General features: G+C 64.6%; 13 protein-coding genes. 8 read left to right on the forward strand and 5 right to left on the reverse strand.

The features are described from left to right. Positions 1-86 precede the first annotated feature (86 nt). The 4 genes from boxA to F7R19_RS00150 form a co-directional block, all read right to left on the reverse strand. On the reverse strand, positions 87-1334 hold the full coding sequence (gene boxA, locus F7R19_RS00135; RefSeq protein ID WP_150978975.1) for a benzoyl-CoA 2,3-epoxidase subunit BoxA: 1248 nt from the start codon (positions 1332-1334) through the stop codon (positions 87-89). A gap of 21 nt (positions 1335-1355) precedes the next feature. Continuing rightward, the gene (boxB, locus tag F7R19_RS00140; RefSeq protein ID WP_061957475.1) at positions 1356-2780 is read right to left on the reverse strand and encodes a benzoyl-CoA 2,3-epoxidase subunit BoxB; all 1425 of its coding nucleotides are present in this window, start codon (positions 2778-2780) and stop codon (positions 1356-1358) included. Positions 2781-2825: 45 nt separating this feature from the next. Continuing rightward, entirely contained in the window at positions 2826-4499 is a 1674-nt protein-coding gene (gene boxC, locus F7R19_RS00145) for a 2,3-epoxybenzoyl-CoA dihydrolase (RefSeq protein ID WP_150978976.1), read from the reverse strand. A 168-nt stretch (positions 4500-4667) separates the two neighbouring features. Beyond that, complete coding sequence (locus F7R19_RS00150) at positions 4668-5630, reverse strand: helix-turn-helix transcriptional regulator (protein ID WP_150978977.1); 963 nt, start codon at positions 5628-5630, stop codon at positions 4668-4670. 264 nt (positions 5631-5894) lie between these two features. Here F7R19_RS00150 and F7R19_RS00155 point away from each other — a divergent pair, with 264 nt between their 5' ends. The 8 genes from F7R19_RS00155 (at position 5895) to F7R19_RS00190 (ending at position 15499) form a co-directional block, all read left to right on the forward strand. Beyond that, on the forward strand, positions 5895-7604 hold the full coding sequence (locus F7R19_RS00155) for a benzoate-CoA ligase family protein (protein WP_150978978.1): 1710 nt from the start codon (positions 5895-5897) through the stop codon (positions 7602-7604). Between the two features lie 11 nt (positions 7605-7615). Beyond that, complete coding sequence (locus tag F7R19_RS00160) at positions 7616-8431, forward strand: alpha/beta fold hydrolase (protein WP_150979268.1); 816 nt, start codon at positions 7616-7618, stop codon at positions 8429-8431. 76 nt (positions 8432-8507) lie between these two features. Further along, the gene (locus F7R19_RS00165) at positions 8508-9731 is read left to right on the forward strand and encodes an ABC transporter substrate-binding protein (protein ID WP_150978979.1); all 1224 of its coding nucleotides are present in this window, start codon (positions 8508-8510) and stop codon (positions 9729-9731) included. Between the two features lie 54 nt (positions 9732-9785). Beyond that, positions 9786-10652, forward strand: coding sequence for a branched-chain amino acid ABC transporter permease (locus F7R19_RS00170; protein WP_061957481.1), 867 nt, complete (start codon positions 9786-9788; stop codon positions 10650-10652). 15 nt (positions 10653-10667) lie between these two features. After that, positions 10668-11732: a branched-chain amino acid ABC transporter permease gene (locus F7R19_RS00175; protein WP_061957482.1), complete on the forward strand. Its 1065-nt coding sequence runs from the start codon at positions 10668-10670 to the stop codon at positions 11730-11732. A gap of 8 nt (positions 11733-11740) precedes the next feature. Continuing rightward, positions 11741-12514 carry an ABC transporter ATP-binding protein gene (locus tag F7R19_RS00180; RefSeq protein ID WP_150978980.1) on the forward strand — a complete coding sequence of 258 codons (774 nt, stop codon included), beginning with the start codon at positions 11741-11743 and terminating at the stop codon, positions 12512-12514. After that, positions 12511-13224 carry an ABC transporter ATP-binding protein gene (locus F7R19_RS00185; protein ID WP_150978981.1) on the forward strand — a complete coding sequence of 238 codons (714 nt, stop codon included), beginning with the start codon at positions 12511-12513 and terminating at the stop codon, positions 13222-13224. Before F7R19_RS00180 ends, F7R19_RS00185 begins: the two co-directional genes overlap by 4 nt. A 376-nt stretch (positions 13225-13600) precedes the next feature. Then, positions 13601-15499: a potassium transporter Kup gene (locus tag F7R19_RS00190; protein WP_061957485.1), complete on the forward strand. Its 1899-nt coding sequence runs from the start codon at positions 13601-13603 to the stop codon at positions 15497-15499. A 67-nt stretch (positions 15500-15566) separates the two neighbouring features. Here the strand turns inward: F7R19_RS00190 and F7R19_RS00195 are convergent, their stop codons facing one another. After that, positions 15567-17936: a Tex family protein gene (locus F7R19_RS00195; protein WP_150978982.1), complete on the reverse strand. Its 2370-nt coding sequence runs from the start codon at positions 17934-17936 to the stop codon at positions 15567-15569. Positions 17937-17957 lie beyond the last annotated feature (21 nt).

Here is a 17957-nt window from a genome sequence, read left to right on the forward strand (position 1 = left end):
GTTTCTTGAGAAACATTATAGGAGCCCGATTTCAGTTGGGAAGACGCAAATCGCGGCGCGGCGCACACAACGCCCCCACGCGGTGGTCAGTAGGTTTCGATGTGCAGCCGCCCCTCCGCACGTAGTTGCGCCTCGATGTCGGGCCACGACTGCCCCGCCGCGGCGCAAACCTGCCCGAACGCTTCCAGCACGCCTTCCTCCATCCCCTTCAGCCCGCAGATGTAGACGTAGCCATGTGGATCGCCGAGCAGAGCTGCCACGCTTGCCGCAGCCTCGCGAATCGCATCCTGCACATAGCGCCGCGGCGCTTCGGGGTCGCGCGAGAAAGCGAAATGCATATCGAGGAAGTCTCGCGGCAGCTTTAGCAGCGGACCAAAGTAGGGCAGTTCACGACGGTTGCGCGCGCCGAAGAACAACAGCCGGCGTCCGCCAAAATCGGCCATGTTGCGTCGCATGCGTTCGGTCATGGCGCGCATGGGAGCGGATCCGGTGCCGGTGCAGATCATCATCACGCTCGCCTCGCGATGGTTGGGCATCAGGAAGGTGTTGCCGAACGGGCCCACCACCTCCACCTTGTCGCCCTTGCCCAGATCGCACAGGAAGTTGGACGCCACGCCGCGCACCGGATTGCCGTCGTGATCGCTCACCACGCGCTTCACGGTCAGCGCGAGGTTGTTGTAGCCGGGCCGCTCGCCGTCGCGTGGGCTGGCCACCGAATACATGCGGATGTAGTGCGGCTTGCCCGATTCGTCCACCCCGGGCGGCACCACGCCGATCGCCTGGCCCTCCAGCACCGGGAAAAAGTGGTTGCCGAAATCGAGCACGATGTGATGGATGTCGCTCGACGCATCGGCTTCGGTCAGACGGTAGTTACCGGCGACAGTCGCGGTCACCGGTGCGCGTACGCCGTGCAGGTTCACATATGGGTGCGCGGCCGACCACGGCGCCTTGGGCGACGTATGGCGGCTGGTGTGCACCTGCTGCAGCGTCAGCGATTCCGGCGTCTGGGCGGCCTGCTCGACGGCCTGTCCGCTGGCCGCCGCCGCATCGATCTCGGCTTCGGGCAGCGGCACCTCGGCTGGCAGTTCGTCCCAGCCGAACTGGGCGTCGATGGAATACGCCTGGCCCTTGAACATCGTGCGCCAGTTGTCGATGGCGCCGGTCGGGCAGGGCGACAGACATGCGCCGCAGCCGTTGCAGACGTCCGCCTTGACGACGTAGTTGCGGTCGTCGTGCGTGATGGCATCGATCGGGCAGGTGTCTTCGCAAGTGTTGCAGCGAATGCAGATTTCCGGATCGATCAGATGTTGCTTGATGATGTCGGGGGCGCCCATGATCTTTGGTGTTCCGGCCATTCAGTTGAAACGCACGTATTCGAAATCCGCGGGCTGGCGATTGATGCCAACGGCCGGCGGGGCGATCCAGTTGGCATACTTGCCCGGTTCCACCACGCGCCCCATCAGCGACGCCACGAACCTGCGGTCCTCGTCGGTGGCCAGCCATTTGTCCTGATTGGCGCGCCACTCGGCCTCGCCGATCACTTCGCCGGTGGGCGACACGTGCACATTGGCGAACGAGCCAATCTTGCGGTTGAATGCCTTGTGCGGCACGCTCAGGCGGAACGCAATGCCGGCTTTTTCTATCACCTTGTTCCAGCGCGCCACGCCGCCCACGGAGTCCTTGATGTAGTCGTCGCGCAGCACTTCGTTGAGCGCGTTGAGCATTGGCACTTCGCGTTCGCCGAGCTTGCCGTCTTTGACTTCCAGGATGCGGTACACGTCGTTCTTGAGCAGGTGATCGTCGGCGCGCTTGCCTTCCTCGAAACGGCCTTTGAGCCCCGCGCTGTAAAACGTCGCGGCGTTGGACGACTGGTCGGCGCCAAACAGGTCGATCGTCACGCTGTAGTGGAAGTTCAGGTAGCGCTGGATCGTTTCGAGGTCGATCACACCGGCCGCGCGGACATCGGCGGGGTCCTGGATGTCGCGTTCGCGCATCACCTCGCAGGTACGCTGGATGACGCGCGACACACCCGACTCGCCAACAAACATGTGATGAGCTTCCTCGGTCAGCATGAAGCGCGTGGTGCGCGCCAGCGGATCGAAGCCCGATTCGGCCAGCGCGCACAACTGGAATTTTCCGTCGCGATCGGTGAAGTACGTGAACATGAAGAACGACAGCCAGTCCGGCGTGCGTTCGTTGAAAGCGCCCAGGATGCGGGGATTGTCCTCATCGCCGGAGCGCCGGCCCAGCAGCGCCTCGGCTTCCTCGCGGCCGTCGCGGCCGAAATGGCGATGCAGCAGGTACACCATCGCCCACAGATGGCGGCCTTCCTCGACGTTCACCTGGAACAGGTTGCGCAGGTCGTAGAGCGATGGCGCGGTGAGTCCAAGGTGCCGCTGCTGTTCCACCGACGCCGGCTCGGTATCGCCTTGCGTGACGATGATGCGGCGCAGGTTGGCGCGGTGTTCGCCCGGCACTTCCTGCCACGCGGCCTCGCCCTTGTGCTCGCCGAAATGGATCTTGCGATCGGCATCGGCCGGCTGCAAAAAAATGCCCCAGCGATAGTCGGGCATCTTCACATGATCGAAATGCGCCCAGCCCGATGGATCGACCGATACAGCAGTGCGCAGATACACGTCAAAATTGTGCGAGCCGTCCGGGCCCATGTCGCGCCACCAGTCCAGGAACGCGGGCTGCCAGTGTTCCAGCGCGCGCTGCAGCGCGCGATCCTCGGAAAGATTCACATTGTTGGGAATCTTCTGGCTGTAGTCGATGCTCATCGTGGCGTCTCCGTTATCGTTTTTTCAGTGGATCGAGGGGCGTTGTCAGACGCGGTCCCAGTCGAAGCGCGCCTTGTTGCCGGTGCCGAACACCTTGAGCGCGCCATGCTCGCCGACCGCATTCGGGCGATTGAAAATCCAGTTCTGCCACGCGGTCAGCCGGCCGAAGATGCGCGTCTCCATGGTCTCTTGGCCGCCAAAGCGCAGATTCGCCTCCAGCCCGGTCAGCGCGTCCGGAGACAAGCTCGCGCGCTCCTCGATGGCGATGCGGATCTCGTCTTCCCAGTCGATATCGTCGGGCGCGGCGGTCACCAGTCCAAGCGCCTCCGCCGTGGCGCCATCGAGCGGCTTGCCCGCCTGCTCGCGCACCGCCTCGATTGCCTGCGCATCCTCGTAAAAGCGCGCGGCCAGCCGCGTCAGCCCGTTGGGCATCGGATAGCGGCCGAAGTTGGCGGAGCCCGCGCAAATGCGCGGAGCATCGTCGGGCGCATCGGGCAACTGCAGCATGTAGCTGCGATCGGCGGCAAGCGCCAGTTCGAGTAGCGTGCCGGCAAAGCACGACCGCTGTTCCACCAGCGCGAACAGGCTGCGCGACGACACATCGAGACGCGCCAGCGTGCGGCGCAGCATGCCGATGGTCTCCCGCACAAACCAGTGACCGGCGTGGGCATCCATCAGCGCGTCGGCTGCCAGCACCTGCGCGGCGTCGCCTTCGGTCTTGAGGATCCACATGCCGATGTCGAGATGATTGGTGCGCAGCGTGAGGACGGCGTCATCGAGCTCGCGCGCCATCTTGAGCGGCCACCACTGCGCGCCGGCGTCGACGATCGCGGCGAGATCCCGGGGCTGATCGCCGATCGGCGCGGCCACGGTGATGGTGGCGTGGCGCGCGTCGCGGTCGATCTCGACGCGCACGGTGTCATAGCGATACCCGGCCGCGTCGCTCTGGCGTGCCAGCGGCGTCAGCGTGATACCGCGTTCGCCGGCCGGGCGGTCGCTCTGCGCGGCCAACGCCTGCGCACGTTCGCGCACGTGTTCCGTAAAGCGCGCCGGTTTGACGACGTCGTCCACCAGACGCCAGTCCTTGGCGCGCTGGCCGCGCACGCCCTCCGTGGTGAGGCAGAAGATATCGGCGTGATCGCGACGAACGCGGCGCTTGTCGGTCACGCGCGTGAGCCCGCCGGTGCCGGGAAGCACGCCCAGCAAGGGCACTTCCGGCAGGCTGACCGCCGACGAGCGGTCGTCGATCAGGATGATCTCATCGCATGCCAGCGCCAGTTCATAGCCGCCGCCAGCCGTCGTGCCGTTGCATGCGGCGATGAACTTGATGCCCGAATACCGGCTGGCATCCTCGATGCCGTTGCGCGTCTCGTTGGTGAATTTGCAGAAATTGACCTTCCACGCGTGGCTTGACTTGCCGAGCATGAAAATGTTCGCGCCTGAGCAGAAAATGCGCTCCTTCGTGCTGGTCAGCACGACCGTGCGCACTTCGGGATGCTCGAAGCGGATGCGCTGCAGTGCGTCGTGCAGTTCGATGTCGACACCGAGGTCGTAGGAATTGAGCTTCAGCGCGTAGCCGGGGCGCAGGCCGCCTTCTTCGTCCACGTTCATGGCCAGGGTGGCAATCGGGCCGTCGAACGTCAGCTGCCAGTGGCGATACTGCTCGGGATGGCGCTCGAACGTGACCGGGTCGTGCGCGGCGAGGTCCGTTGTCGACATGGGGGCTGTCTCCTTAATGCACTATAGTGCCTTATCATTGGAGATGAAATATAGTGCATCGAAACGATCGACGCAAGGTCGACGCAAGGCCGGCGATGCGCGTTGATACGCATCGCTCACGTCATGGCAGGTTCAGTCGGAAAGCCCGCCCGACGGCGGGTCTAACGATCAGCTAGTCTTGGCGCGCAACTGGGTCTGTAGCGCGAGAAGCGACGACGCGGCGTCCTGGCCGCTGGTGTCGATCGCGATATCGGCGCGTGAATAGAGGGGCGAGCGCGCCTGGAGGATGCGGCGCAGGTCCGCCATGGCTTCGCGGTTGCCTTCCATGGGCCGCATGTCGCCCTGCGCCACCACGCGCGCCATGTGTTCTTCCGGCGTGGTTTTTACCCACACGGTGAAGCAGCGCGCCAGCAGCAGGTTGAATGTAGCCGGCTCCGACACCAGGCTGCCCGGCGTGGCCAGCACCATGGTCGTGTGTTCGCGCAGCACGCGCTCGAGCGCGCGGATCTCGTAGCGGCGGTAGGCTGCCTGGCCATACAGCGAATGGATCTCGGAAAGGCTTGCGCCGGCTTCCTGCTCGATTGCTGCATTGAGCTCGACGAACGGCACGCCTTCGGCGGCCGCCAGGGCGCGTCCCAGCGTCGATTTGCCGGCGCCGCGCAGGCCGATCAGCGCGATACGGCGGTGTCGCGCGTCGCGCGATTCCGCCGGCGAAAGCGCCTGGCGCGCGGCCTCGCGTACGCGCGCCAGATCGTTGGCCGGCAACTGCGCCAGCCATTGCACCAGTTGCGAAAACTCGGCGGCGCGATGCGCGTTCTGCCCAGCCGGATCGGCGTGCCCGTCGACTTCGGCCAGCACCACTGGCAGCGGCACGTCGAGCGCGCCCGCCACCTGGCGCAACAGCAATACCGATGCATTGCCGGTGCCCGTTTCCAGATTGGCCAGATAGCGCTCGGACACCTCGGCGCCGCGCGCCAGATCCTTGCGCGACATGCCGCGCGCGGCCCGCAACGAGCGGATGCGTTCGCCAAGCTGCGTCAGATAGGGATCGCGCTCGCCGCTGGTGCGCGGGTCGGCGCGATGCTCGGCGGGGCTGTCGGAAGTCAGGAGCGGCTGGGGATCGCGGCGCATGCGGAATAAGCCAGAAAAAAGGGCGGCGGGGCGGGATAGCGGGGACGGCGTCGCGCATTATACGTGCAGCAAATTTCCGGGCGGCGCGGCTTTCGGCTGTTCTATAGTGCATACCCTTGCTTGCATAATAGTCGATGTGAAATAAAATGCATCATCACGGCAGCGTAGCCCCTTGGCTGTCGGTACAAGAAGACAAAGTGCTGAAAGCCGTACCGTCGTGCGCTGCTCCCAGGCGACGCTCCGGACGGCTCGAGGAGTGGAGACATGACGCCCCCGATCACCAGTGCCGCGCCGGCAGCCAATCCGGCTGGGCACGCGCTTTCCGCTGTATCCGCCGTATCTTCAGTACCCGCGCAGCCGCCGCATTCGTCCGCGCCGGACGTGCACGCAATAACGGTCTTGCCCGCGCGTTACAACGCTGCCGCCGATCTGCTCGGGCGCAATCTGGACGCTGGGCGCGGCGCGCGTATTGCCTATATCGACGATACGGAACGCCTCAGTTATGCCGAGCTGGACGCGCGCTGCCGCCGTTTTGCGGCCGCGCTGAGTCGGGCTGGTTTTCGGCGCGAAGAGCGCGTGCTGCTGTGCGCGCTCGACACCATCGACTTTCCGATAGTCTTTCTCGGCTGCCTGCTGGCCGGCGTGGTGCCGGTTGCTGTCAACACGCTGCTGACCGTCGAGGATTATGCGTACATGCTCGAACATAGCGGCGCGCGCGCAGTGGTGGTGTCCACGCCATTGTTGCCGGCCATGCGTGCTGCGATCGACAAGTCCGGAATGCAGCCCGAGGTCATCGTCGCCGCGCCGTACGCCGGGGGCGTCGATGACGGCGCGGGCGTCGCGCAGTCTGTGTCGCGCATGGTGGCCGACAACGCGCCTGCATCGGACGTCGCCAGCACCGGACCCGACGACATGGCGTTCTGGCTGTATTCATCGGGATCGACCGGCCGGCCCAAAGGCACCGTGCATACGCACGGCAATCTGTTCCATACCGCGGATCTCTATGCGCGCCGGGTGCTTGGCATTCGCGAGGACGACGTGGTGTTTTCCGCGGCCAAGTTGTTCTTTGCCTACGGGCTGGGCAATGCGCTGACGTTTCCGCTTTCGGTTGGCGCGACCACCGTGCTGATGGCGGAGCGGCCGACGCCGCAGGCCGTGTTCCAGCGGCTGGTCGCGCATCGGCCCACGGTGTTCTGCGGCGTGCCCACGCTGTTTGCCGGCATGCTGGCCGCCGTCGATCTGCCGTCTCGCGACAGCGTGGCGCTGCGCGTCTGCACATCGGCAGGCGAGGCGTTGCCGCGCGATATCGGCGACCGGTTTTTGGCGCATTTCGGCTGCGACATTCTCGACGGCATCGGCTCCACGGAAATGCTGCATATCTTTCTATCGAACCGCCCTGGCGAGGTGCGCTACGGCACCACGGGCAAGCCGGTGCCGGGCTACCAGCTCAAGCTGCTCGACGAGCAGGGCAAAGCATGCGCGCCTGGCGAAATCGGCGATCTGTATATCAAGGGACCGTCCGCGGCGCTGATGTACTGGGGCAATCGCGACAAGAGCCGCGATACCTTTGTCGGTGAGTGGACGCGCAGCGGCGACAAATACGTGTGCGACGCCGACGGCTATTTCACCTACGCGGGTCGCAGCGACGACATGCTCAAGGTCGGTGGCATCTATGTGTCGCCGTTCGAGGTCGAGGCCGTGCTTGCCCAACATCCAGCGGTGCTGGAAGCTGCGGTAATCGGCGTGGCCGATGCCGACGATTTGATCAAGCCGAAAGCGTTCGTGGTGATGAAGCCGGGTCAGACGTGGCACGACGGCATGGCCGCTGAACTGCAGGCGTTTGTGAAAAGCCGGCTCGCACCGTACAAGTACCCGCGCCAGATCGAATGCGTGGAAGAATTGCCCAAGACCGCAACCGGCAAGATCCAGCGCTTCCGGCTGCGCCAGCGCGAGGAAGCCGCGCGCCTTTCATGAGCGACGCAATCATGGGCAGCGACACCGTTCGCATTCCGTTCGACGGCCGGCAGATCGACATCGAATACCAGTGGCTGCGTGAGACGCGGATGCAGCGGCCGCTGGTGGTGTTCCTGCATGAAGGCCTCGGGTCCATCAGCATGTGGCGCGACTTCCCGCAGCAGATTTGCGATGCCGGTGATTTTCGCGGACTGGTGATCTCGCGCTATGGCTATGGCCGGTCCACCCCGCGGCCGCACGACGAGAAATGGGGCGTCGATTTCATGCACCGGCAGGCGCGCGAGATGCTGCCAGCCCTGTTCGATGCGCTCGACATCGGCGTGGGGCGGCGCCACGGCAAGCCCTGGCTGCTGGGCCACAGCGATGGCGGGTCGATCGCACTGATCTACGGCGCCAGCTTTCCAGACGCCGTGGACGGGCTCACCGTGCTGGCGCCGCATATCTTCGTCGAGGACCTGTCGGTGCGCAGTATCGCAATCACGCGCGACACCTATCTGCACACCGACTTGCGCGCGCGGCTGGCGCGTCATCATCAGGACGTCGATTCGGCATTCTGGGGCTGGAACGATATCTGGCTCGATCCGGCATTTCGGCGCTTCGATCTGAGGCCGCTGCTGGCCGATATCCGCTGCCCGGTGCTGGCGGTGCAGGGCGAGGACGACGAGTACGGCACGATGGCCCAGATCGAGGGTATCCATCGATATGCCCCGCAGACCGTGCTGCTTAAACTCGCGCGCTGTGGGCATTCGCCACACCGCGATCAGGCGGGCGCATTGACGGCGGCGAGCGTGGCGTTTATAACCACACATACTTCAATCCTAAAATAATTCGCGCCGATGGCCGGTTCCGCTTGGAATCGATGCCGTACGGGGCCGACGGCTGTAGACCACCAGGAGGAAATCCATGCATCGCAATGCATTGCGCAGGCTGCTGCACGCGCGTCGTCTGACAGTTTCGCTGGGCGCCGCCGCGCTCATGGCCGCCGGCACCGCCACCATCGCCCAAACTGCCGCTCCAGCCGCACCGGCCGCATCCGGCGGCAAGCTCAAGGTCGGCTTCATGCTGCCGTACACCGGCACGTATGCGGCGTTGGGCACGGCGATCGAGAACGGCTTTCGCATGTATGTCGGCCAGCAGGGCGGCAAGCTGGGCGGGCGCGATGTCGAGTATTTCAAGGTCGATGACGAATCGGATCCGGCCAAGGCGCCCGAGAATGCCACCAAGCTGATCCGGCGCGACCAGGTCGACGTGGTGGTCGGCACCGTCCATTCGGGCGTGCAAATGGGCATCGTCAAGGTGGCCAAGGAAAACAACACGCTGCTGATCATTCCGAACGCCGGCGTCGACGAAGCCACCGGCCCGCTGTGCGGCGCGAACATCTTCCGCTCGTCGTTTTCGAACTGGCAGCCGGGCTACGCCATGGGCCACGTACTGGCCGAACGGGGCATGAAGAAGGTGGTGACGCTCACCTGGAAGTACGCGGCTGGCGAACAGTCGGTCAAGGGGTTCAAGGAGGCGTTCGAATCCAAGGGCGGCAAGGTGATCAAGGAATTGAGCCTGCCATTCCCGAACGTCGAATTCCAGGCGCTGATCACCGAGGTGGCGTCGCTGAAGCCGGATGCGGTATTCGTGTTCTTCGCGGGCGGCGGCGCGGTCAAGTTCGTCAAGGATTGGCAGGCGGCCGGCCTGAAGGACAAGATTCCGCTTTATGGATCGGGCTTCCTGACCGACGGCACGCTCGAAGCGCAGGGCGCCGCGGCGCAGGGGCTGGAAACCACGCTGCACTACGCGGACGGCCTGACCAATGCGCGCGACAAGACGTTCCGCCTGGACTACGCCAAGACCTACAAGCTGCAACCGGACGTCTACGCGGTACAGGGTTACGACGCCGCGCAACTGCTGGCCGCGGGCGCCAATGCGGTCAAGGGCGACATGACGCGCAAGGCCGAGGTCATCAAGGCGATGGAGGCGGCCCGGGTGGACAGCCCGCGCGGCGCATTCACGCTGTCCCGCGCGCACAACCCGGTGCAGGATTTCTATCTGCGCAAGGTCGATGGCCGCGAGAACAAGCTCAGCAGCGTGGCCGTCAAGTCGCTGGCCGATCCGGCGCGCGGCTGCCGGCTGTAACGGGGCCGCGATGACATATTTCTTCGGCAAGAGGCTTCGGCAACAGGCATCGCGATGGACATCGTTTCATTCCTGATCCAGTGCCTGAACAGCGTCCAGTACGGCTTGCTGCTGTTCCTGGTGGCCAGTGGGCTGACGCTGATCTTCGGCATCATGGGCGTGATCAATCTCGCCCATGGCAGCTTCTACATGCTGGGCGCCTACCTGGCGTTCACGCTGGCCAGCCTGACCGGCAACCTGTTCATTGCGCTGCCGCTGGGCGTAGTGCTGGCCATCGTGTTCGGCTACGTTCTGGAATGGGCGTTTTTCAGCTACCTGTACCAGCGCGACCATCTGCAACAAGTGCTGATGACCTATGGCCTGATCCTTGTCTTCGAGGAATTGCGCAGCATCCTGGTCGGTGATGATGTGCACGGCGTGCCGGTGCCGGCGTTGCTCGACGGTGCGCTGCCGATCGGCAACGACATGACCTATCCGGTCTACCGCTTGTTCATTTCCGCTGTGTGCCTGCTGGTGGCCGGGGCCATGTACTACGTCATCCGCCGCACCCGCATGGGCATGATGATTCGCGCCGGCGCCACCAATCGCGAGATGGTGCAGTCGCTCGGCATCAACGTGACCATGCTGTATCGCTTCGTGTTCGCACTCGGCGTGGCGCTGGCCGTGCTGGCGGGGATGATCGCCTCGCCGGTGTCGTCGGTGTATCCGGGCATGGGCGGGCAGGTGCTGATCATCTGCTTCGTGGTGGTCGTGATTGGCGGTATCGGATCGGTCAAGGGCGCGCTCGTGGCGTCGCTGCTGATCGGCTTTGTCGATACATTCGGCAAGGTCTTCTGGCAGGACGGGGCGGGCGTGCTCGTGTATCTGCTGATGGCCATGATCCTGTTGTGGAAGCCGCAAGGGCTGTTCCGCGCGGGCTGAGTTGGAAAACCTCACATGCAAACGGATTTTTCGACGCCTTCGCCACAGCCCGTGCGACGGCCCGCGTGGCTTGCGGCCATGGGCTGGATGCTGGCCCTGGCGCTGCTGTGCGCCGTGCCCGCGCTGCTGACCGCCGACAGCGACAAGTACTACATCGAGCTGCTCAGCAAAGTCATGATCATGGCGATCTTTGCGCTGTCGCTGCAGTTGCTGATCGGTTATACAGGCCTGGTCAGCCTGGGGCACGCGGCGTATTTTGCGATGGCCGCCTACGCCACGGCGCTGCTTGCGCCCCAGAGCGGCGCGGGCAACGGCTGGCTGCTGATGCTCGGCGCGGTGGGCGCAGCCGGTGCGCTGGCGCTGGTGGTCGGGGCGTTGGTACTGCGCACGCGCGGCGTCTACTTCATCATGGTCACGCTCGCGTTTGCGCAGATGGTCTATTTCGTGTTCCACGACACCAAGATCGCGGGCGGCAGCGACGGCACCTATATCTATTTCCGGCCCGAATTCGGGCTGTTTTCGGCGCGTCCGCTGACCGTCAACGAGCCGGTGCAGTTCTATTGGCTGGTGCTGGCGGCGCTGGTGCTGACGGTGGGGCTGCTGGCGTTGATCCTGCGCTCGCGCTTCGGCCACGCGCTGGTGGGCATTCGCCATAACGAGCAGCGCATGCGGGCGGCCGGCTACGCCACGTATCGCTATCAACTGGGCGCCTTTGTAGTGGGCGGCATGCTGGCCGGGCTGGCCGGCTATCTCTATGCCATCCAGTTTGGCTTCGTGAATCCGGAGATCGCCTCGTGGCATCAATCCGGCAACGCGATGTTGATGGTCATCCTGGGCGGCGTCGGCAGCCTGGCGGGGGCGGTGCTCGGGGCCTTCTCGTTCGTGCTGCTGGCTGAATGGTCGGCAGCGCTGACCAAGCATTGGCAATTGCTGATGGGCGCCTTCATCATCGCCGCCGTAGCGCTGCTGCCGCGCGGGCTGGTCAGCGTGCCGGCCGTGGTGCGGCAGCGTGCGCCTCGCCGCGTGCGCCGCGGCCCGGATACTGCCGAGTCCAATGCCCGCAGCCGGGAGGCGATATGAGTCCAGGCATGTCCGCGCCAGTCATGGAAGCGCATATGCTGTCGCGCCGTTTTGGCGGACTGACGGCGGTGAACCAGGTCGATCTGTCATTGCACCTGAACGAGATCCACGCCGTGATCGGCACCAATGGCGCAGGCAAATCGACGCTGATCAACATGCTGTCGGGCGAATTGCCGCCGACGGAAGGGCGCCTGCAACTGCAGGGGCAGGACGTCACCGGCTGGCCGCAGCCGAAGCTGGCGCGACACGGCGTGGGCCGCAGCTATCAACGCAACAACATCTTCCTGCCGCTGACCGTGCGCGAGAACTGTCGTCTGGCGGCGCAATCGCGCGCCCAGCGCGCCTGGCGTTTCTGGGAGCCCGCGCAGGCCTGCCGCACCAGCCGCGGCCTTGCCGACGACGCGCTCGAGCGGGCCGGGCTGGCCGCGCACGCGGAACGCTTGGCCAGCGAACTCGCCCACGGCCAGAAGCGGCAATTGGAGGTGGCGATGTGCCTGGCCACGGAGCCCGTGGCGTTGCTGCTGGACGAGCCGCTGGCCGGGATGGGTGCGGAGGAGTCGTCGCGCATGCTGGAACTGCTGCGCGGTTTGCGCGAAGAACATGCCATCCTGCTCGTCGAGCATGATATGGAAGCCGTGTTCGCCGTGGCCGACCGCATCACCGTGATGGTCAACGGCACCGTGATCGCGTCGGGCGATCCCGCCAGCATCCGCGCCAACCGCGAGGTGCAGTTGGCCTATCTTGGCGAAGAAGGCGACACGCATGGGGAGCCGCGCGCATGAGCGACGCCATCATCGACGCCACCGCCATCCACGCCTGGTACGGATCGAGCCATGTTTTGCGCGGCGTGGACTTCCGCGTGGGCGCGGGCGAAACAGTGGGGCTGCTGGGCCGCAATGGCATGGGCAAGAGCACGCTGTTGCGCACGCTGCTGGGACAAGTGCGCGAACGTGACGGTCGGATCCACGTGGCCGGGCGCGACATGTCGCGCGCGCGGCCCCATGAAGTGGCGCGACTTGGCGTCGCCTACGTGCCGGAAGGGCGCGGCATCTTTCCGAACCTGAGCGTGCGCGAAAACCTGCTGATGGCGGCGCGGCCCGGCATTGGCGGGCGCAAGGACTGGGACGAAGCACGGGTGCTGGACTTGTTTCCGCGCCTTCGGGAGCGGCTGTCGCATGGCGGGCAGCAGTTGTCGGGCGGCGAGCAGCAGATGCTGTCGATCGGCCGCGCGCTGATGACCAATCCGGACTGCCTGATCCTTGATGAGGCCACCGAAGGGCTGGCGCCCAAGATCGTGCACGAGATCTGGGGCGTGATCGCCAGGATCCGCGCCACCGGCATCGCCTCGATCGTGGTGGATCGCAATTACCGCGCGGTGCTGGCGCATGCCGAGCGCGTGGTGGTGCTGGAGAAGGGCGCGGTCGTGATGGCGGCGCCAGCGGTGGAACTTGCCGCTGCACCCGCCGCGCTGGATCGCTATCTCGGCGTGTAAGCGGTCCTGTCACAAAAAGTGGTGTATCGTCAACCCGTGTCGCAACCTCGCAACGCTGCGGACCGTTGGGAATCCCACGCCGACGAGCCGTTTCAACCTTGACCCGGCCGCGCTTCTTTCCGATGCTTGATCGGTCGCGTTACGCTTACGGGCGTTTCCATAGTGGTCGCCGCACGACACTTCATCTAGAATGCGCGCGTTTGTGCAACGCAATAGAAGCAGAGAAGGCCAACACGCCCCATCCGGGACCGGAACCGTTTGCGTGAGAGAAACTGTGCCTGATGTATCACTTCAACTGCATATCTGGCCGGGCGTTCTGCCGGCGCGGTTGAACCCAGGCATGGGAGGCGCAAGCTGGTCCAGCTGACCCAAATACATGACTCCATCCACAACCAGCCACTACTACGTCGATAGCCCGAGCACTCGTGCGCTCGTGATCGGCGCGATCGGTGTCGTCTTCGGCGATATCGGCACCAGCCCCCTGTATGCCCTCAAGGAATGCTTCAGCAAGGACCACGGCATTCCGTTCAGCGCCGAGGCCGTGCTTGGCATCATCTCGCTGCTGTTCTGGGCCATGATCATCGTGGTCTCGATCAAGTACGTATTGTTTGTGATGCGTGCCGACAACGATGGCGAAGGCGGCGTGCTGGCGCTGATGGCGCTGGCGTTACGCACCGCCGCGCCGCGCTCGCGCATGGCCAAGGTGATCATGATGTCGGCCATCTTCGGCGCCTGCATGTTCTATGGCGATGCGGTGATCACGCCGGCCATTTCCGTGCTGTCGGCCGTGGAAGGCCTGGAAATCGCCGCGCCGGGTTTATCGCATTTCGTCCTGCCGATCACGGTGTCGATCCTGTGCGTGCTGTTCCTGATCCAGCGCCACGGCACCAGCGCCGTCGGCAAGCTGTTCGGGCCGATCATGGTCGCGTGGTTCCTGGCGCTGGGCGGGCTGGGCATTTTCAACCTGATGCAGTCGCCGGAAATCCTCAAGGCGATCAATCCCTGGTACGGCATTTCGTTCCTGATCGACCATTCGCTGCAGGCGTTTATCGTGCTGGGCAGCGTCTTCCTGGTGCTGACCGGCGCCGAAGCGCTCTATATCGACATGGGCCACTTCGGCGCCAAGCCGATCCGTTACGGCTGGTTCATGATGGTCATGCCGTGCCTGATGCTCAATTATTTTGGCCAGGGCGCGATGCTTTTGGGCAACCCCTCGTCGATCGAGAATCCGTTCTTCCTGATGGTGCCGGAACTGCTGCAGTTGCCGATGGTGCTGCTGGCCACCGCGGCCACGGTGATCGCGTCGCAGGCGGTGATTTCGGGCGCGTTCTCGCTCACCAGCCAGGCCATCCAGTTGGGCTTCCTGCCGCGCATGCGCATCCAGTACACCTCGGCAGCCGAAATCGGCCAGATCTACATGCCGGTGATCAACTGGGTGCTGCTGCTGCTGGTGATCTGCGTGGTGTTGTCGTTCAAGAAATCCGAGAATCTGGCCGCGGCCTACGGCATCGCCGTGACCACCACGATGCTGATCACCACGTTCCTGGCCGTCATCGTCATGCGCCGGTTCTGGAAATGGAATCGCGTGCTGGTGACCGTGCTAGGCATGGTGTTCCTGATCGTCGATTTGTCATTCTTCGCGGCCAATCTGCTCAAGGTGGCCGAAGGCGGCTGGTTCCCGCTGCTGATGGGTTCGCTGGCGTTCTTCCTGCTGATGACGTGGCATAGCGGCCGCAAGCTGCTGCGCGCGCGCAGCCTCGAAGACGGCATTCCGCTGGAGCCGTTCATCGCCGGCCTGCTGGCCCATCCGCCGCACCGCGTGGAAGGCACGGCCGTGTTTTTGACGGGCAGCACGGAATCGGTGCCGGTATCGCTGCTGCACAACCTGAAGCACAACCGGGTGCTGCACGAGCGCGTGGTGTTCCTGTGTTTTGTCACGCGCGATATTCCGTACGTGGACGACGACCATCGCCTGACCTGCAAGGACCTGGGCGGCGGCGTGTTCATCCTCAAGTCCGAATACGGCTTCAAGGAAACCCCCGACGTGCAGCGCGTGCTGGACCTCGCTCAGCGCAAGCTGGACATGCATTTCGAGCTGATGGAGACCTCGTTCTTCATCGCGCGCGAATCGGTCATTCCATCCAAGCTGCCCGGCATGTCGATGTGGCGCGAAAGCCTGTTTGCGTGGATGCATCAGAACGGCGCCAAGCCGTCCGATTTCTTCTCTATTCCGGCCAATCGCGTAGTGGAGCTCGGGACGAAGGTCGAAATCTGAGCGCCGACGCCGCATGAAAAAAACGCCCGCAAGGGCGTTTTTTCGTTAGGCGAGGGCAGCGGCGGAACTAGCGCTTGAGCTTGGCGAATGCCGCGGCCATGGCGCCTTGCGTTTCCACTTCGCGGCGATTGCCACCGCCCCGGTTGGCCCCGGATCCGCCCCCGTTGCGCTGGCCGGGACGGTCCGCGGTGCGGTCGCCGCCGCCAACGCGCGCAGCGGTCTGGCCCGGCTCGTCGTCCAGGCGCATCGTCAGGCCGATACGGTTGCGCTTGACGTCGACCTCCATCACCTTGACTTTGACGATCTGGCCGGCCTTGACCACCTCATGCGCATCCTTGACGAACTTGGTGGACAGCGCCGAGATATGGACCAGACCGTCCTGATGCACGCCGATATCGACGAACGCGCCAAAGGCCGCCACGTTTGTGACGACGCCTTCGAGAATCATGCCCGGCTGCAGGTCCTTGACGTCTTCCACACCGTCCTGGAACGTCGCGGTCTTGAACTCGGGGCGCGGGTCGCGGCCCGGTTTTTCGAGTTCGGCAAGGATGTCACGCACCGTCGGCAGGCCGAACTTGTCGTCTGCGAACTGTTGCGCCGAGATGCCGCGCAGGGCTTCGCGGTTGCCCATCACATCGGGCAGGCCGCGCTTGATATGTTCGAGGATGCGCTGCACCACCGGATAGGCCTCCGGGTGGACCGACGAACGATCGAGAGGATTATCGCCATCGTTGATGCGCAGGAAGCCGGCGGCCTGTTCGAACGTCTTGTCGCCCAGGCGCGGCACTTTCTTGAGCGCGTCGCGATTGACGAACGCGCCGTTGGCGTCGCGGAATTCGACGATGTTGCGCGCCAGCACCGAGTTCAGGCCGGACACGCGCGCCAGCAGCGGCGCCGACGCCGTATTCACGTCCACGCCAACCGCGTTCACGCAGTCTTCCACCACGGCGTCCAGCGCACGCGCCAGCTCGCGCTGGTTCACGTCGTGCTGATACTGGCCCACGCCGATCGATTTGGGATCGATCTTGACCAGTTCGGCCAGCGGATCCTGCAGGCGTCGTGCGATCGACACCGCGCCGCGCAGGGAAACGTCGAGATCGGGGAATTCCTTGGCCGCCAGCTCGGAGGCCGAATACACCGACGCACCGGCCTCGCTCACGACGATCTTGGTCAGCTTGAGCTCCGGCGCGCCCTTCATCAGGTCCTGCACGAGCTTGTCTGTCTCGCGGCTGGCGGTGCCGTTGCCGATCGAGCACAGCGCCACGTTGTGCTGCTTGGCCAGACGCGCCAGCGTGGCCAGCGAGCCGGCCCAGTCGCGGCGCGGTTCATGCGGATAGATCGTGGCGGTCTCGAGCAGCTTGCCCGTGGCGTCGACCACAGCGACCTTGCAGCCGGTACGGATGCCCGGATCGATGCCCATCACGGCCTTCGGACCGGCCGGCGCGGCCAGCAGCAGTTCGTGCAGATTGCGTCCGAACACCTTGATTGCCTCGGCCTCGGCCGATTCACGCAGTTGCGTGAGCAATTCGGTTTCCAGGTGCGGCTGCACCTTGACGCGCCAGCACCAGCGGCACACGTCGGACAGCCATTTGTCGGCCGGACGGTTCTGGTTCTGAATGCCGACGTGGCGCGCGATCATGCCTTCGCACGGATGCGGCACCATTGCGTCCTGCTCTTCGCCCAGGCCCAGCTTGACCATCAGCACGCCTGCATTGCGGCCGCGGAACAGCGCCAGCGCGCGGTGCGACGGCACGGTGCGAATCGTTTCGCTGTACTGGTAGTAGTCGCGGAACTTTTCTTCCTCGGCGGTTTCCTTGCCTTCCATGACAGAGGACGACACCACGCCGTTGTTCCACAGGTGTTCGCGCAGCTTGCCCAGCAGTTCGGCTGTTTCACCAAATTGCTCGGAAAGAATATCGCGCGCGCCGTCGAGCGCGGCCTTCCCGTCGGGCACGCCGCCATCGGCGGTCGGGTTGCCGTTGACGTACTTGGCGGCCTCGGCCTGCGGGTCGAGCGTAGGGTCGGCCAGCAACGCCTGGGCCAGCGGTTCCAGCCCGCACTCGCGCGCGATCTGGGCGCGCGTGCGCCGGCGCGGCTTGTAGGGCAGGTACAGGTCTTCGAGCGTCTGCTTGGTGTCGGCCGCTTCGATGGCCGCGCGCAGTTCGTCGGTAAGCTTGCCTTGTTCTTCGATCGACGCCAGGATGGTGGCGCGCCGATCTTCCATGTCTCGCAGGTATAGCAGCCGCTCTTCGAGCGTACGCAACTGCGTATCGTCGAGGTTGCCCGTCACTTCCTTGCGGTAGCGGGCGATGAACGGCACCGTGGCGCCTTCGTCCAGCAGGTTGACGGCAGCCGCCACCTGGCGAGGTTGCACAGTCAGTTCGGCCGCGATCAGCGACACAATCTTTTGCAGCACGGAAGCAGGCAGATTGGACATCGAGAAAACGAGTCAGTCGAA

It is taken from the genome of Cupriavidus pauculus (genome assembly GCF_008801835.1).
GTDB classification, from domain to species: Bacteria; Pseudomonadota; Gammaproteobacteria; order Burkholderiales; family Burkholderiaceae; genus Cupriavidus; species Cupriavidus pauculus.